The organism is Burkholderia sp. AU19243 (genome assembly GCF_018148075.1).
Taxonomy (GTDB): Bacteria; Pseudomonadota; Gammaproteobacteria; order Burkholderiales; family Burkholderiaceae; genus Burkholderia; species Burkholderia latens_A.
In genome coordinates this window covers 34,507-50,107 of record NZ_JAGSTV010000020.1, presented here as the reverse complement: position 1 = coordinate 50,107, position 15,601 = coordinate 34,507, and the positions used below count along the sequence as shown (strand labels likewise).

11 protein-coding genes are annotated in these 15,601 nt (G+C 66.9%); 6 read left to right on the top strand and 5 right to left on the bottom strand.

Features of this window, described 5'->3' with window-relative positions:
• Nucleotides 1–40 precede the first annotated feature (40 nt).
• The 5 genes from KDW55_RS26815 (at nucleotide 41) to KDW55_RS26795 (ending at nucleotide 6,573) form a co-directional block, all read left to right on the top strand.
• On the top strand, nucleotides 41–1,222 hold the full coding sequence (locus KDW55_RS26815; protein ID WP_212161763.1) for a PLP-dependent aminotransferase family protein: 1,182 nt from the start codon (nucleotides 41–43) through the stop codon (nucleotides 1,220–1,222).
• A gap of 42 nt (nucleotides 1,223–1,264) precedes the next feature.
• Entirely contained in the window at nucleotides 1,265–1,723 is a 459-nt protein-coding gene (locus KDW55_RS26810; protein ID WP_039319604.1) for a RidA family protein, read from the top strand.
• 8 nt (nucleotides 1,724–1,731) lie between these two features.
• Nucleotides 1,732–2,613, top strand: coding sequence for a PhzF family phenazine biosynthesis protein (locus KDW55_RS26805; RefSeq protein ID WP_040141317.1), 882 nt, complete (start codon nucleotides 1,732–1,734; stop codon nucleotides 2,611–2,613).
• 214 nt (nucleotides 2,614–2,827) lie between these two features.
• On the top strand, nucleotides 2,828–5,167 hold the full coding sequence (locus tag KDW55_RS26800) for an EAL domain-containing protein (protein ID WP_040141318.1): 2,340 nt from the start codon (nucleotides 2,828–2,830) through the stop codon (nucleotides 5,165–5,167).
• 197 nt (nucleotides 5,168–5,364) lie between these two features.
• Nucleotides 5,365–6,573: a chromate transporter gene (locus KDW55_RS26795; protein ID WP_040141320.1), complete on the top strand. Its 1,209-nt coding sequence runs from the start codon at nucleotides 5,365–5,367 to the stop codon at nucleotides 6,571–6,573.
• A gap of 76 nt (nucleotides 6,574–6,649) precedes the next feature.
• On the opposite strand, the gene KDW55_RS26790 is transcribed toward KDW55_RS26795, so the two are convergent.
• Complete coding sequence (locus KDW55_RS26790; protein ID WP_040141322.1) at nucleotides 6,650–7,096, bottom strand: multidrug/biocide efflux PACE transporter; 447 nt, start codon at nucleotides 7,094–7,096, stop codon at nucleotides 6,650–6,652.
• 126 nt (nucleotides 7,097–7,222) lie between these two features.
• On the opposite strand from KDW55_RS26790, the gene KDW55_RS26785 reads away from it, so the two are divergent.
• Nucleotides 7,223–8,107, top strand: a complete 885-nt coding sequence (locus KDW55_RS26785; protein WP_069241613.1) for a LysR family transcriptional regulator — start codon at nucleotides 7,223–7,225, stop codon at nucleotides 8,105–8,107.
• Nucleotides 8,108–8,171: 64 nt separating this feature from the next.
• On the opposite strand, the gene KDW55_RS26780 is transcribed toward KDW55_RS26785, so the two are convergent.
• The 4 genes from KDW55_RS26780 to KDW55_RS26765 form a co-directional block, all read right to left on the bottom strand.
• Entirely contained in the window at nucleotides 8,172–8,630 is a 459-nt protein-coding gene (locus KDW55_RS26780) for a CopD family protein (RefSeq protein ID WP_069241614.1), read from the bottom strand.
• Between the two features lie 242 nt (nucleotides 8,631–8,872).
• Nucleotides 8,873–11,194 (bottom strand): DNA topoisomerase IV subunit A, encoded by a 2,322-nt coding sequence (parC, locus tag KDW55_RS26775; protein ID WP_069241615.1) that lies wholly within the window; start codon nucleotides 11,192–11,194, stop codon nucleotides 8,873–8,875.
• Between the two features lie 69 nt (nucleotides 11,195–11,263).
• A complete protein-coding gene (gene parE, locus KDW55_RS26770) occupies nucleotides 11,264–13,246 on the bottom strand; it encodes a DNA topoisomerase IV subunit B (RefSeq protein WP_209820833.1) in 1,983 nt (660 codons plus the stop codon).
• Between the two features lie 285 nt (nucleotides 13,247–13,531).
• Nucleotides 13,532–15,517, bottom strand: a complete 1,986-nt coding sequence (locus tag KDW55_RS26765) for an ATP-binding cassette domain-containing protein (protein ID WP_200884720.1) — start codon at nucleotides 15,515–15,517, stop codon at nucleotides 13,532–13,534.
• Between the last annotated feature and the right edge of the window lie 84 nt (nucleotides 15,518–15,601).

Here is a 15,601-nt window from a genome sequence, read left to right as displayed (position 1 = left end):
GACCTTTCTTGACTCACCACGATATCCGAACGAGGAGACTATGAATCCGAGCGACCTGCATCCGCCGCACTGGCAGCTTTCCGAACGCGCCCGCAAGCTGACGAGCTCTGCGATCCGCGAGATCCTGAAGGTCACGGAACGCCCCGAGGTCATCTCGTTCGCAGGCGGCCTGCCCGCACCGGCGACCTTCCCGGCCGAACGCATGCGCGACGCTGCCGACCGCGTGCTGCGCGATGCGCCCGCCGCCGCCCTTCAGTACAGCGCGACCGAAGGCTACCTGCCGCTGCGCGAATGGATCGCCGAGCGCTACCGCGTGCGCGTGTCGCAGGTGCTGATCACGACCGGCTCGCAGCAGGCGCTCGACCTGCTCGGCAAGGCGCTGATCGATCCGACGAGCCCGATCCTCGTCGAAACGCCGACCTATCTCGGCGCGCTGCAATCGTTCTCGCTGTACGAGCCGCGCTACGTGCAGGTGCCGACCGACGAACAGGGCCTGCTGCCCGAAGGCCTCACGCCCGAGCTCACGCAAGGCGCGCGGCTGCTGTACGCACAGCCGAACTTCCAGAACCCGACCGGCCGCCGCCTCCCCGTCGAGCGCCGCCGCGCGCTCGCCGCGTTCGCGCAGTCGAGCCCGTTCCCGGTGCTGGAAGACGATCCGTACGGCGCGCTGAACTACCAGGGCGAGCCGCTGCCGACGATGCTGTCGATGGCGCCCGACCACGTCGTGCACCTCGGCACGTTCTCGAAGGTGCTCGCGCCGGGCCTGCGGATCGGCTACATCATCGCGCCCGAGGAACTGCACTTCAAGCTGGTGCAGGCCAAGCAGGCTACCGACCTGCACACGCCGACGCTCACGCAGCGTATCGCGCACGAGGTGATCAAGGACGGTTTCCTCGACGAACACATTCCGACGATCCGCCAGCTGTACGGCGCGCAATGCGACGCGATGCTCGCGTCGCTCGCACGCCACATGCCGGAAGGCGTCACGTGGAATCGTCCCGAGGGCGGCATGTTCATCTGGGTGAAGCTGCCCGCGCAGATCGACAGCATGAAGCTGCTCGAAGCCGCGGTCGCGAATCATGTCGCCTTCGTGCCGGGCGCGCCGTTCTTCGCAAACGACCCGCAACAGAACACGCTGCGCCTGTCGTTCGTGACGGTGCCGCCGGAGAAGATCGAGGAAGGCGTCGCGCGCCTCGGCAAGCTGCTGCGCGAACGTCTGTGAGCCCCTTTTTCCTGTCACGACTCTCAACGAGGAATCGAACGCATGGCTAACGTCTACGACAAACTCAAGTCGCTCGGCATCGAGCTCCCGACCGCCGGCGCACCGGCCGCCGCCTACGTCATGAGCGCGCAGAGCGGCAACACGGTGTACCTGTCGGGCCACATCGCGAAGAAGGACGGCAAGGTCTGGGCCGGCAAACTCGGCGCCGACCTGCAGACGGAAGACGGCAAGGCCGCCGCGCGCGCGATCGCGATCGACCTGCTCGCGACGCTGCACGCGCACACCGGCGACCTGAACAAGGTCACGCGCATCGTGAAGCTGATGAGCCTCGTGAACTCGACGCTCGACTTCACCGAACAGCACATCGTCACGAACGGCGCATCGGAACTGATCGCGGAAGTGTTCGGCGACGCGGGCAAGCACGCGCGTTCGGCGTTCGGCGTCGCGCAGATTCCGCTCGGCGCGTGCGTCGAGATCGAACTGATCGCCGAAGTCGCGTAACGCGCCCGATGACCGGCCGCCGCGTCCGTTTCAAGCAGGTCGACGTGTTCACGTCGGTCCCGTTCAAGGGCAACCCGCTTGCCGTGGTATTCGACGCCGACGCGCTCGGCGACGACGACATGCTCGCAATCGCCCGCTGGACGAACCTGTCGGAAACCACGTTCCTGTGCACACCGAGCGATCCGGACGCCGACTACCGCGTCCGGATCTTCACGCCGGGCGGCGAACTCCCGTTCGCCGGCCACCCGACGCTCGGCACCGCGCATGCGTTCGTCGAAAGCGGCGCGCGGCCGCGCACGCCGGGCCGGTTGATCCAGCAGTGCGGGGTCGGCCGGGTCGAACTGCGCGAACAAGCCGAAGGCTGGGCGTTCGCCGCGCCGCCGGCCCGGTTCACCCCGCTCGACCGTTCGGACTACCCGGCACTCGCAGCCGCGTTGCGTAGCGACGCATTCGATCCGGATGCCGAACCGTGCGCGGTCGACAACGGCGCACCGTGGCTCGTCGTGCGGCTCACCTCGGCCGACGCCTGCGTCGGGCTCGCGCCCGATCCGGCCGCGCTCGACGCGCTCACGCACCGCTACGGCACGCATGGCCTTGCGGTGTACGCGCCCCACCCCGACGGCGGCCCCGCGACGTTCGAAATCCGCTGCCTGATGACGGGCGGCGGCTTCGGCACGGGCGAGGACCCCGTGACCGGCAGCGCGAACGCCGCGCTGGCCGGACTGCTGAGCCGCCAGCAGCGGCGTCCCGGCCCGTCGTACACCGTCCGCCAGGGCACGGCGATCGGCCGCGACGGCCGCATTGCCGTCCGCTATGACGACGACGGCACGATCTGGATCGGCGGCCACGTCGTGACGGTCGTCGACGGCACGTTCCAGGCGCCCGCCTGACGTCGGGGCGGCGTACGCGCCGGCCCGGCCGGCGCCCTACGATTCCCCCGGCTATCGCAAAAACGTTCCAGCCAGTAATATCGGGCCTAATCCGTCGCTTCGGCGGGTCTGTCCTTGGTTGCGCATCCCGCGAACGAACAGACGCCGGTGCGACCCCAACCACAGCCGATCCCCGACAGGGGAAGGCGCACGCGAGCAGGACCCGCCCTCTTCGATGAGTTCCGCCCGGTCAAACCACACGCCGCCGACCCGGCCGCTGCGCGCGCCACGCAAGTCGCGCCGGCGCGCGCTGTTCGCGATCCCGCTGCTCGGGATGCTGGCGCTTGCGCTGCTGTGGGCGGTGATCATCGCGCGGCTGTCGGTCGAAAAGGACAGCGCGTACAAGGAAGCGGCGGCGTCTGCGGCAATCCTGTCGTCGGCGCTCGAGCAGCACACGGTCAAGGCGATCCATCAGGTCGATCAGATCACGCGCTTCGTCAAGTTCGAATTCGAGAAGTCGCCCGCGCACTTCAACCTCGCCAGCGCGGTCGAGAAAGGCGTCGTGCCGAGCGACACGCTGATTCAGGTTTCGCTCGTCAACGCGAAAGGCATCCTGTTCGCGAACACGGCCGAGCTCCATCCGCAGCCGATCAACCTGTCCGACCGCGAGCACTTCAAAGTCCACCTCGCGCACAACGACGACCGCCTGTACATCAGCAAGCCCGTGCTCGGCCGCGTATCGAGCCACTGGACGTTGCAGATGACGCGCCGGCTGAACAACCCCGACGGCAGCTTCGCAGGCGTCGTCGTCGTGTCCGAAGACCCGAGTTACTTCACGAACGACTTCTACAACAACGCGGCGATCGGCAAGGAAGGCGTGATCGCCGTGGTGTCCGACACGGGCGCCGTGCTCGCGCGGCGCACCGGATCGGTCAGCAACGCGCCGGGCGCGTTCTCCGCGTCGGGCGTCTACCCGATCGCCGAGCGTGTGACGGGCACGATCACCGATCCGATCGACGGCGTCACGCGCATCGTGTCGTACCGCCACCTCGACGGCTACCCGCTCGCGGTGATGGTCGGCCTGTCGCAGTCCGAGGAATTCGCGGACTACTACCACACGCGCAACGTCTACCTGCTGATGACGAGCTTCATCACGCTCGCGATGCTCGCGTTCTTCGGCGTCGCGACGGGGCTGATCGGCAAGCTGCTCGGCCGCGAGCGCGAAATGACGCAGCTCGCCGAATACGACCTGCTGACCGGCCTCGCAAACCGCTACGCGACGCTGCGCGGGTTGCGCAACGACGTGTCGATGCCGACGAGCCTGTCGCGGCTCGGCCTGTTGTTCATCGACCTCGACAACTTCAAGACCGTCAACGACACGCTCGGCCACAACGCCGGCGACATCGTGCTGCAGATGACCGCGTCGCGCCTGTCGGATGCCGTCGGCGACGAAGGTTCGCTCGCGCGGATCGGCGGCGACGAATTCGTGGTCGTGATGAAGGGCGACGACGTCGAACGGCGCGCGGTGCGGCTCGCGGAAGCGATCATCCGGATGTTCGGCGAACCGTTCGACGTGCGCGGCAGTTCGTTCGTGCTGCATGCGAGCATCGGCATTGCGCTGCATACCGTCGCAAACGAAAGCGAAATCGACCTGCTGAAGAAGGCCGACCTGGCGATGTACAGCGCGAAGGATGCGGGCAAGAACTGCTATCAGTTCTACGCGCCGCACCTGTCGCACCGAGCGGATCACCTGATGCGCTGGGAACAGCAATTGCGCGTCGCGCTCGCCGAAGGGCAGCTGTTCCTCGCATACCAGCCGAAAATCGATCTCGCGCACCGCACGATTACCGGCTTCGAGGCGCTGGCGCGCTGGGACCACCCGGAGCACGGCATCATCTCCGCGAACGAATTCATTTCGATCGCCGAATCGACGGGCCTGATCGTGCCGATCGGCGACTTCGTGATCCGCACCGCGTGCGAGCAGATCGCGCGCTGGCGCGACGAAGGTCACGACACGCTGACGCTCGCGGTCAACATCTCGCCGGTGCAGTTCTGGCGCGGCGACCTGATCGAGACGATTTCGCAGGCATTGCTGGACACCGGCATCGACGCGAACCGACTCGAGATCGAGATCACCGAGACCGCGATGATGGAGTATCCGGAGCTCGTGTCCGAAAAGATCGTCGCGCTGAAGAAACTCGGCATCCGGATCGCACTCGACGATTTCGGGACCGGCTACTCGTCGCTGTCGTACCTGCACCGGTTCTCCGTCGATACGCTGAAGGTCGACCGCTCGTTCGTGCAGGCGATCCCGAACGATCGCAGCGTGTGCGTAATGGTGTCGTCGATCGTGCATCTCGCCCGCTCGCTCGGGCTGACCGTCGTCGTCGAAGGCACCGAAACCGAGGAGCAGATTGCGTGGCTGTCCGCGCTCGGCGAGATCGAGGCGCAAGGCTTCCTGTTCTCGCGCCCCGTGCCGGCCGACGCGATCCCCGCGCTGATCGAGCGCTTCGGCGTGCGCGGCGACCGGCCGAACGTCCTCCCGCACCGCGCGACCGGCAGCACGGGCGACTGAGCGCGCCGCCCTCGCCGGCCCATGTTGCGTAGCTCACCGATTGTTTCGGGTTCCACGCCGATCGTTTAGTTCATTAACTAGCGTTTTCGCGCATGGCAGTGTCACGATGCGCGGCGGACAATCGGGAGGGCCATCGTGTCGGCGGACCGCCGCCACGTTCCTATGCGCGAGACCGGCCCTGCGCCAACTGCACCATCATGACAACCGTCGAAGTTCAAGCGGCCGAACGTGTCGAACACACGCAGGCTTCCCTGTGGGCCTTGTTCAAGGCCGTCGCCGGCATCTCCGCGATGTCGTGGGGCGGGCTGTCGATGATGGCGCAGCTCGAACGCCACTACGTCGACCGGTTGCAACGCATCGAGCCGCACGTATTCGCCGATTTCGTCGCACTCGCGTGGCTCGTGCCCGGCCCGGTCGGCTGCAACGTCGCGGTGCAGGTCGGCCAGGCGCTGCACGGCCGCATCGGCGCATGGGTCGCCGGCATTGCGAGCGTGCTGCCGTTCTTCGTGCTGATGACGCTGTTCGCGATGTTCTATCGCACGCCGATCGTGCGCTCCCTCGCCGCGCCGATACTGATCAACCATTTCGGGATGGTGCTGGCCGCGCTGATCGGCGTCACGTGGATCAAGCAGCTGCGCACGCTCGCCAGCACGCGGCTCGAACAGGTGATCGCCGCGTTGTCGACGATTCTGCTCGCTTTCGCACATAGTCCGGCCGCTTTCGTCGGGATTCTGTTCGCCGCGTTTGCAGCGGGCTGGCTCACCGGCCCACCGCAATACGATGCGGTGGACGTGAGGCTGGCGAAGCGCGACCGCAGGCTGCTCGTGCTGCTGGCGATCTTCGTTGCGCTGTTCGCGCTGCCGCTGCCCGGCAACTATCAGATGACGCTGCTATGGCCACGGCTCGCCGGCGCCGGCATGACCTTGTTCGGCGGCGGCTTCTCGGCGCTGCCCGTGCTCAAGGCGTTGTTCGTGTCGCCGGCAACCGGGATCTCGGATCACGACTTCACGCTCGCGTTCGCGCTGTCGCCGGTGTCGCCCGGCCCGCTGCTGAACGTCGTGCCGTTTCTCGGCTACCTGACCGACGGCTGGATCGGCGCGCTGCTCGCAACCGCTGCGCTGTTCATTCCGTCGGGGTGCCTCGTCGTGTTCGCGCAGCACCATCTGTTCCGGCTCAAGCGCCATTCGCGCTTCGAGCACGGGATGCGGCTGTTGCGCGCGGCGACGACCGGCTTCCTCGTCGTCGCCGTGGTGAAGATCCTGCACCGCGAGCCGGCCGATCCGGTTTATTGGCTCACGGGCGCGTTCGCGACGCTGTGTTTCGCGCGCTTCAGGCTGCCCGTGTATGCGGTCTACGGCGCGGTCGCAATCGCGTGCGGCGCGTGGCTGTGGGCGGTCGCGCACTGAGGCCGGTCGCAGGCGCACGCAGCGGCACAGCCGCGCACGCCGTCACAGGCCCGCGTTGACCGCGGCCGCATGCTCCTTAGCCAGCTTGCACCGCGATGCGGCGCGCGATCCACCGGGCGCGCAGCGCGTCGTACGCGAGGTTGAAGCAGAACGTGTAAGGCAGGAAGAACAGCACGATGCCCAGGTCGAGCAGCAGCGCTTCGACGAGACTCACGTTCAGCCACCACGCGGCGAGCGGCACCACCATCGCGACGAGGCCGAGCTCGAATACGACCGCGTGCGCGATCCGCATGCCGAGCGTGCGCGTGAGGCCCGCGCGCCGTTCAAAGCGATCGAACAGCGTGTTGAACGTCATGTTCCACGCCATCGCGATCAGCGACACCATCACCGTCAGCACGCCGACGTGCGACACCGGCATGTCGAGCAGCCACGCGCCGATCGGCGCGCACAGCGCGATCGCAAGCAGCTCGAACGTCAGCGCATGGACGAGGCGTTCTGTCACCGTTTTGTTCGCATGTTTCATCGTTCCCTCCGATTCATGTGCAGTTCGCGCTTGACACGAACGATGCCGTCATTCTGATCGGTGTAACTGCGCGCATCCAGTTTGTTATCATCGGTTTTACCGATATAACGCGATGAGGCTCACCCTATGCGCCATGCTCCGGAAGCGCTGGTTGCATTCGCCGAAGCCGCGCTGCTCGGCTCGTTCACGGCCGCCGCACGCAAGCTGGGCAAGCGCCAGTCGACGGTGTCCGAGGCGATCGCGAATCTCGAGATCGATCTCGGCGTCCAGTTGTTCGACCGGTCGACGCGCACGCCGACGCTCACAGATGCCGGCCGCGCGCTGCTGCCGCAGGTGCAGCGCGCGCTCGAGGCCGGCGCCGCGATCGACCGCACGGCCGCACGGCTCGCGCAGGGCGAGGAAGCGCGGCTGACGCTGGTGGTGTCCGATACGTACCAGTCGAAGCGTTACGAGGAAACGTTGATGGCGCTCGAGCAGCGCTTTCCGGCGCTCGAGCTCGAATGCCAGATCGCCGAGCACGAAGACGTGCTCGACCTGATCCAGCAGGGCCGCGCGCAACTCGGGCTGATGGCCGCGCGCGCGGCCTACCCGCCCGATATCGGTGCGGCAACGGTCGCGGAGGAATCGGAGATCGGCCTGTTCGTGGGCCGCACGCACGCGCTCGCCGAATACGGCGACGCCGAAGTGCCGCATGCGGCGCTGCGCGATGCACGCGAGTTGCGTCTGATTACGTACGTGAAACCGGAGGACCAGACCGCCGACGACCGGATCGTAGTCGGCACGCAGCGCTGGCTCGCGCCGAGCTATCTGATGCTGCTGGAGATGGCAGTGCTCGGGTTCGGGTGGGCCGAGTTGCCGCGCTGGATGGTCGAGCACTTCGCGCGCGATCGCCTGAGCGAGCTGCGCGCGCGAGGCTGGCCGCGCCGCGTGCGCGTGGACGCGGTGTGGTCGCGCAACCGGCCGCTCGGCCCGGCCGGCGCGTGGCTGCTCGACGCGATGCTGGCCGCGTAGCGGCGCGCGACATCGCGCGGGCCGCGGGCGCCGATCGGCGCCGGGCCCCGGAACGAACCGGCACTCAGAAGCCGCGCGACAGCACGGCCGCGCCGATCGTCACGACGCCGAGCACGAGATTGACGACCACCAGCAGGCGCACCGTATTCACGGCGCGCGCGCCGTCCGGCCAGTTCTGCGCCTGCACCGCACGGCGGATCCGCGGGAACAGCGCGAAGCGGATATGACCGAAGATCAGCATCATCACGACACCGAGCCCGGCCATCGCATGCAGCGACCACGTTGCATGCGCGCCGCCGAACGCGGTGAGCAGGAACCCGCCGGACAGCAGGATCACGATCACCGCGCCCGACACCCAGTTGAAGAAGCGGCCGAACACGCCCTCGATCAGCGGCAGCCGAAGCTGTGGCGTCAGGTCCGACAACGCCGGCCGCAGGCAGAAGTTCGCGAAGACCATCCCGCCCACCCACACGGCGACGGCCAGCAGATGAAGAAACAGCGCGACGGCAACAGCGTGGGACATGGCGGCAATCCTGTTATGGGTTGAAGGCAACGATCGGCCGCGTCGTGCGCGGTCTCGAGCGACGTTCGACCGACCCGCTGCCGCTCGGTTCAGGGACCTGGCGGCATTTCACAATATTTTGCAAGTTCCGTACGACGGCGCCACCGTCGCTCGCCGCAATACGTCGCGAGAAAGACGAAGGCCGCACGCCGCCGAAGCGGACGCGCGGCCTTCGATGCCGGCAGCAGCGGCCGGACGCGGCGTCAGCCGAGGAGCGGACGCAGCTCGTTGACGACCTTCAGCTTCGTTTCCGGCGCACGCCCCTTGCGTGCACGCTTGCCGATGTGCGGCGCGAGCCCCGCATACGACAGCGTTTCGTCCTGCACCTTGCCGCCGCGGCCCGTGCCGATCAGCACGACGCCGGCCGGGTCGATCGCGAGCGCCTGCACGAGCGTTTCCTTGTCGTCGAGCGCCATCAGGATCACGCCGCGGCCGCCGCCGGACAGCGTCTTCATCTCGTCCATCCCGAACACCAGCAGGCGGCCGCCGCTCGACAGACACGCGACCTGCGTCGCATTCGGCAGCACCGGCATCGGCGCAAGCGGCACCGCACCCGCATCGATCGTCATGAACGACTTGCCGGCCTTCACACGGCTCACCATGTCGCCGACCTTGGCGAGGAACCCGAAGCCGTTGCTCGACGCGAGCAGCAGCTGCTGATCGGCCGGCGCTGCGTAGTAATGCATCAGGTGCGAGCCCGATTCGAGCTCGATCAGCGACGTGACCGGCACGCCGTCGCCGCGGCCGCCCGGCAGCACCGACACGTCGACCGAATACACGCGCCCGCTGCTGCCCCACGCGATCAGGCGATCGGGCGTGCGGCACTGGAATGCCGCGTACAGGCTGTCGCCGGCCTTGAACGAGAAGCCGGCCGGATCAAGGCCGTGGCCCTTCAGCGCGCGCACCCAGCCCTTCTGCGACACGACCACCGTAACCGGCTCGTCGACGACCTTCGCCTCGAAGGTCGCGCGCTTTTCCTGCTGGATCAGCGTGCGGCGATCGTCGCCGTACTGTTTCGCGTCGGCCTCGATCTCCTTGATCATCAGCCGCTTCATCGCGCTTTCGTTCGCGAGCAGCTCTTCGAGCTTCGCCTTCTCGTCGCGCAGCGCCTCGAGCTCCTTCTCGATCTTGATCTTCTCGAGCCGCGCGAGCTGGCGCAAACGGATTTCGAGGATGTCTTCCGCCTGGCGGTCGGTGAGGCCGAACGCGCCGATCAGCGCGGCTTTCGGCTCGTCGGACTCGCGGATGATGCGGATCACCTCGTCGATGTTCAGGAAGACGATCATCCGCCCTTCGAGGATATGGATCCGATCGTCGACCTTCGCGAGACGATGGCGGCAGCGGCGCGTCATCGTCAGCTGGCGGTACTTCACCCACTCGTCGAGAATCGTCAGCAGCCCCTTCTGGCCCGGCCGGCCGTCGGCGCCGATCATCACGAGGTTCAGCGTCGCGTTCGATTCGAGGCTCGTGTACGCGAGCAGCGTGTTCACGAATTCCGTCTGGTCGATCGTGCGCGACTTCGGCTCGAACACGAGCCGCACCGCCGCTTCCTTGCCCGACTCGTCGCGCACCGCGTCGAGCAGGTCGAGCATCGCCTTCTTCGTGTTCAGCTGCTCGGGCGTCAGCGTCTTCTTGCCGAGCTTGAGCTTCGGGTTGGTCAGTTCCTCGATTTCCTCGAGCACCTTCTGGCCCGACGTGTTCGGCGGCAGCTCGGTGACGACCAGCTGCCACTGACCGCGCGCGAGATCCTCGATCTTCCAGCGCGCGCGCACCTTCAGGCTGCCGCGGCCGGTTTCATAAGCCGCCGCGATTTCAGCGTCGCTCGAGATGATCTGGCCGCCGCCCGGGAAGTCCGGGCCGGGGATCAGGTTCATCAGCTCCGCGTGCGTGAGCTTCGGATTGCGGATCAACGCGACTGCCGCCGCCGCGACCTCGCGCAGATTGTGCGACGGGATTTCGGTGGCAAGGCCGACCGCGATGCCCGACGCGCCGTTCAGCAGCACAAACGGCATGCGGCTCGGCAGCGTCTTCGGCTCCTCGAACGAGCCGTCGTAGTTCGGCATGAAGTCGACCGTGCCCTGGTCGATCTCGTCGAGCAGCAGCTTCGAGATCGGCGTGAGCCGGGCTTCCGTATACCGCATCGCCGCCGCGCCGTCGCCGTCGCGCGAGCCGAAGTTGCCCTGCCCGTCGATCAGCGGGTAGCGCAGCGAGAAGTCCTGCGCGAGACGCACGAGCGCGTCGTACGCCGACTGGTCGCCGTGCGGGTGGTATTTACCGAGCACGTCGCCGACCACGCGCGCCGACTTCACCGGCTTCGCGTCGGGGCCGAGGCCCATTTCGTTCATCGCGAACAGGATCCGGCGCTGCACCGGCTTCTGGCCGTCGCACACGTCGGGCAGCGCGCGGCTCTTCACGACGCTGACCGCGTAGCTGAGGTACGCCTGCTCCGCGTAGTTGCCGAGCGTCAGCGCATCGGTGTCCGGTGCGTCGGAGCCGGCGAAGAGATCGGAAGTATTGTCGTCCATCTGTATTCCGTATTCGTAACTGACATGAGGCCGGGCCGGGCGCGATGCCCGGCCGCGCGGATTCCCGGCTTAGATATCCGCTTCGACGTCGTTGCCCTTTTCCTCGAGCCAGCCGCGCCGCGCGGCTGCCTCGCCCTTGCCCATCAGCATCGTCATCCGCGCGACCGTCGCCTCGTAGTCGAGCTCGCCGAGCTTGACCGGCATCAGGCGGCGCGTGTCGGGGTTCATCGTCGTGTCCCACAGCTGCTCCGCGCTCATTTCGCCGAGCCCCTTGAAGCGGCTGATGCTCCACTGCGTTTCACGCACGCCGTCCTTGCGCAGCTTGTCGAGCGTCGCCTCGAGTTCGCCTTCGTCGAGCGCGTAGAGCTTCTGCGCGGGCTTCTTGCCGCGCGCGGGCGCGTCGACGCGGAACAGCGGCGGGCGCGCGACGTACACGTGGCCGCGTTCGATCAGCTGCGGAAAATGCTTGAAGAACAACGTGAGCAGCAGCACCTGGATGTGCGAGCCGTCGACGTCCGCGTCCGACAGGATGCAGATCTTGCCGTAGCGGAGGTTCGACAGGTCGACGGTGTCGTCCGGGCTGTGCGGATCGACGCCAATTGCGACCGAAATGTCGTGCACCTCGTTGTTTGCGAACAGGCGATCGCGCTCGGTTTCCCACGTGTTCAACACCTTGCCGCGCAGCGGCAGGATCGCCTGATATTCCTTGTCGCGGCCCATCTTCGCGGAGCCGCCCGCCGAGTCGCCCTCGACGAGGAACAGTTCGTTGCGCGCGATATCTTCCGTCTCGCAGTCGGTCAGCTTGCCGGGCAGCACCGCGACGCCCGAGCTCTTGCGCTTCTCGACCTTCTGGCCCGCGCGCGTGCGCGCCTGAGCCTGCTTGATCACGAGTTCCGCGAGCTTCTTGCCGTGCTCGACGTGCTGGTTCAGCCACAGTTCGAGCGCCGGACGCGAGAACGACGACACCAGCTTCACCGCGTCGCGGCTGTTCAGGCGTTCCTTGATCTGCCCCTGGAACTGCGGATCGAGCACCTTCGCGGACAGCACGAACGACACGCGCGCGAACACGTCTTCCGCGAGCAGCTTCACCCCCTTCGGCTGCAGGTTGTGCAGTTCGACGAAGCTCTTCACCGCCTGGTAGAGACCGTCGCGCAGGCCCGACTCGTGCGTGCCGCCCGCCGGAGTCGGGATCAGGTTCACGTACGACTCGCGCACGAGCGAGCCTTCCTCGCTCCACGCGACGACCCACGACGCGCCCTCGCCTTCGGCGAAGGTTTCGTCGGCCGATCGTGCATCGGCAAAGCGCTCGCCTTCGAACAGCGGAATCAGCAGCTCGCTGCCGTTCATCTCGTCGAGCAGATAACCGCGCAGGCCGTCGTCGTATTTCCACGTCTGGCGCTCGCCGGTCTTCTCGTTGACGAGCACGACTTCCACGCCCGGCAGCAGCACGGCCTTCGAGCGCAGCAGCCGTTGCAGTTCGCCAAGCGGCAGGTTCGGCGAGTCGAAGTATTTCGGATTCGGCCACACCTGCACGCGCGTGCCGGATTTCTTCTCGCCGCGGCCCGCGGCCTGCGTCACCAGCGGCTTTACGACGTCACCGTCGGCGAAGCCGAGTTCGGCGATCTTGCCGTCGCGCCAGACCGTCACGTCAAGGCGCGTCGCCAGCGCATTGGTGACCGACACGCCGACGCCATGCAGGCCGCCCGAGAACGTATACGCGCCGCCGGCCGCCTTGTCGAACTTGCCGCCCGCGTGCAGGCGCGTGAATACGATCTCGACGACGGGCACCCCTTCCTCCGGGTGCATCCCGAACGGAATGCCGCGGCCGTCGTCCTCGACCGACACCGACTGATCGGCGTGCAGCGTGACCGTGATCTGCTTGCCGTAGCCGCCGAGCGCCTCGTCCGACGCGTTGTCGATGACTTCCTGAATGATGTGCAGCGGGTTTTCGGTACGGGTGTACATGCCGGGCCGCTGCTTGACCGGCTCGAGACCCTTGAGCACCTTGATCGATGCTTCGCTATAGGCCGCGCTGGGCTTCTTCGTTGACATAGGCGCTGAATTTCGTCATTCATCGGGACGTTTTCCACATCTCGTGTGGATAACGTCGTGGACAAAACGTTGAGTTCCGTAAAAAAGCGAATCGAAACAACGGTGTGCGTGGACTGCTCCGAAAGCGGGCGCGCAGCGTGCGCAGCGCGGCCCGGGACGCGCGGTATTTTACTGGTTCCGCGTGGCGTGCCATCGCAACATCGCCGAATCGTCGAGATCGTCGAACGCCGCCCGCCGAGCGGGGCGGCCGAACGGCGCGCCGGCGTGCGCGGCCGGCGCCGGGCGTCAGACCGGCTTGCGCTTCGCCTCGAGCGTTTCCCACCGCTCGAGCGCGGCGAGCAATTCGTCGTCGATTGCCGCGAACCGCTCGGTCAGGCGCGTGCCTTCTTGCGGATCCTTCGCGAAGATCGAGCCGTCCTCGAGTTGCGCGTTGATCGTTTTCTGTTCTTCCTCGAGCGCGGCAATCTTTTCCGGCAGCGCGTCGAGTTCGCGCTGCTCGTTGAACGACAGCTTCACCGTGCGCTGTGCATTGCGGCCGGCTGCGCTTTTCGCCGCGTCTTCCTTGACCGGCGCCGCTTCCTTGACTGCGCGCTTCGCCGCTTCCTGCTGCGCGATCTGCTGCGAACGCTCGCTCTGGATCTGCCAGTCGGTGAAGCCGCCGACGTATTCGCGCCACTTGCCGTCGCCCTCGGCCGCGATCACCGACGTGACGACGTTGTCGAGGAACGCGCGATCGTGGCTGACGAGCAGCACCGTGCCGTCGTAGTCGGCCAGCAGCTCTTCGAGCAGTTCGAGCGTCGGGATGTCGAGGTCGTTGGTCGGTTCGTCGAGCACCAGCACGTTGGCCGGGCGCGCGAACAGGCGCGCGAGCAGCAGCCGGTTGCGTTCGCCCCCCGACAGCGACTTCACCGGCGAGCGCGCGCGTTCCGGCGCGAACAGGAAGTCGCCGAGATAGCTCATCACGTGCTTGCGCACGCCGCCGATCTCGACCCATTCGCTGCCGGGGCTGATCGTATCGGCGAGGCTCTTTTCCTGGTCGAGCTGCGCGCGCATCTGGTCGAAATACGCAACCTGCAGGTTCGTGCCCGTGCGCACCGTGCCGGCATCGGGCTTCAGCTCGCCGAGGATCAGCTTGAGCAGCGTGGTCTTGCCGGCGCCGTTCGGGCCGACGAATCCGATCTTGTCGCCACGCATGACCGTCGTCGAGAACGTATCCACGACCGTGCGGTCGCCATAGCGCTTCGTCACGTCAGTCAGCTCCGCGACGATCTTGCCTGACTTCTCGCCCTGCGCGACGTCGAGCTTCACGTTGCCTTGCGCGTTGCGGCGCTCCGCGCGCTCGTTGCGCATTTGCACGAGCCGCGCGATGCGGCCCACGCTGCGCGTGCGGCGCGCCTCGACGCCTTTGCGGATCCACACTTCCTCCTGCGCGAGCAGCTTGTCGAACTTCTCGTTTTCCACGCGTTCGATTTCGAGCTGCTGCGCCTTGCGCGTCTGGTACGCGGAGAAATTGCCCGGGTACGACAGCAGCCGGCCACGATCGAGTTCGACGATGCGCGTCGCGACGCGATCGAGGAATGCGCGATCGTGGGTGATGAACAGCAGGCCCGCGCGCTGCGCGACGAGCAGTTCTTCCAGCCAGCGGATACCGTCGAAGTCGAGGTGGTTGGTCGGTTCGTCGAGCAGCAGCACATCCGGCTGCAGCACCAGCGCGCGCGCCAGCGCGACGCGCTTCTGCATCCCGCCCGACAGCGCGTCGACTTGCGCGTCGCCGTCCGTCAGGCCGATCTGCGCGAGCGTCATCGACACGCGCGTGCGCCAGTTCCACGCATCGTGCGCGTCGAGCGTCGATTGCAGCGCGTTCATCCGCGCGAGCAGCGCGTCGTGCTCGGCGCCTTCCGGCGTTTCCGCGAGGCGGTGCGCGATCGAATCGTACTCTTCGAGCACCTCGCGCGTATGCGCGAGCCCAGACGCCACCGCGTCGAACACCGTCGCGCCTGGTTCGAATTCGGGCTCCTGCGGCACGTAGACGGTCACGAGCTCCTGTTGACGCGTAATCAGCCCGTCATCCGGCTTCGCAAGCCCGGCGACGATCTTCAGCAGCGACGACTTGCCCGCACCGTTGCGGCCGATCAGGCCGACGCGCTCGCCGGCCTCCAGCGAGAAGTCCGCGTGATCGAGCAACGCGACGTGACCGAACGCGAGTTGCGCGCCGGTAATGGAATAAAGCGACATGGGGAGACGGCGAAGAGAGAAATCGGAAGCGCCCATTGTACCGGTGGCGGACGCCTGCGCCGGGTTGGCCGGATGGGCTAGGCCAGTATGCGCTTCCATTCGTGCCGAGTTGGTGCCCGG

What these genes read in the sequence shown, in the direction of transcription:
- KDW55_RS26815 (WP_212161763.1), top strand. Translation starts at nt 41, where the DNA reads ATGAATCCGAGCGACCTGCATCCGCCGCACTGGCAGCTTTCCGAACGC.
- KDW55_RS26810 (WP_039319604.1), top strand. Translation starts at nt 1,265, where the DNA reads ATGGCTAACGTCTACGACAAACTCAAGTCGCTCGGCATCGAGCTCCCG.
- KDW55_RS26805 (WP_040141317.1), top strand. Translation starts at nt 1,732, where the DNA reads ATGACCGGCCGCCGCGTCCGTTTCAAGCAGGTCGACGTGTTCACGTCG.
- KDW55_RS26800 (WP_040141318.1), top strand. Translation starts at nt 2,828, where the DNA reads ATGAGTTCCGCCCGGTCAAACCACACGCCGCCGACCCGGCCGCTGCGC.
- KDW55_RS26795 (WP_040141320.1), top strand. Translation starts at nt 5,365, where the DNA reads ATGACAACCGTCGAAGTTCAAGCGGCCGAACGTGTCGAACACACGCAG.
- KDW55_RS26790 (WP_040141322.1), bottom strand. Translation starts at nt 7,096, where the DNA reads ATGAAACATGCGAACAAAACGGTGACAGAACGCCTCGTCCATGCGCTG.
- KDW55_RS26785 (WP_069241613.1), top strand. Translation starts at nt 7,223, where the DNA reads ATGCGCCATGCTCCGGAAGCGCTGGTTGCATTCGCCGAAGCCGCGCTG.
- KDW55_RS26780 (WP_069241614.1), bottom strand. Translation starts at nt 8,630, where the DNA reads ATGTCCCACGCTGTTGCCGTCGCGCTGTTTCTTCATCTGCTGGCCGTC.
- parC (WP_069241615.1), bottom strand. Translation starts at nt 11,194, where the DNA reads ATGGACGACAATACTTCCGATCTCTTCGCCGGCTCCGACGCACCGGAC.
- parE (WP_209820833.1), bottom strand. Translation starts at nt 13,246, where the DNA reads ATGTCAACGAAGAAGCCCAGCGCGGCCTATAGCGAAGCATCGATCAAG.
- KDW55_RS26765 (WP_200884720.1), bottom strand. Translation starts at nt 15,517, where the DNA reads ATGGGCGCTTCCGATTTCTCTCTTCGCCGTCTCCCCATGTCGCTTTAT.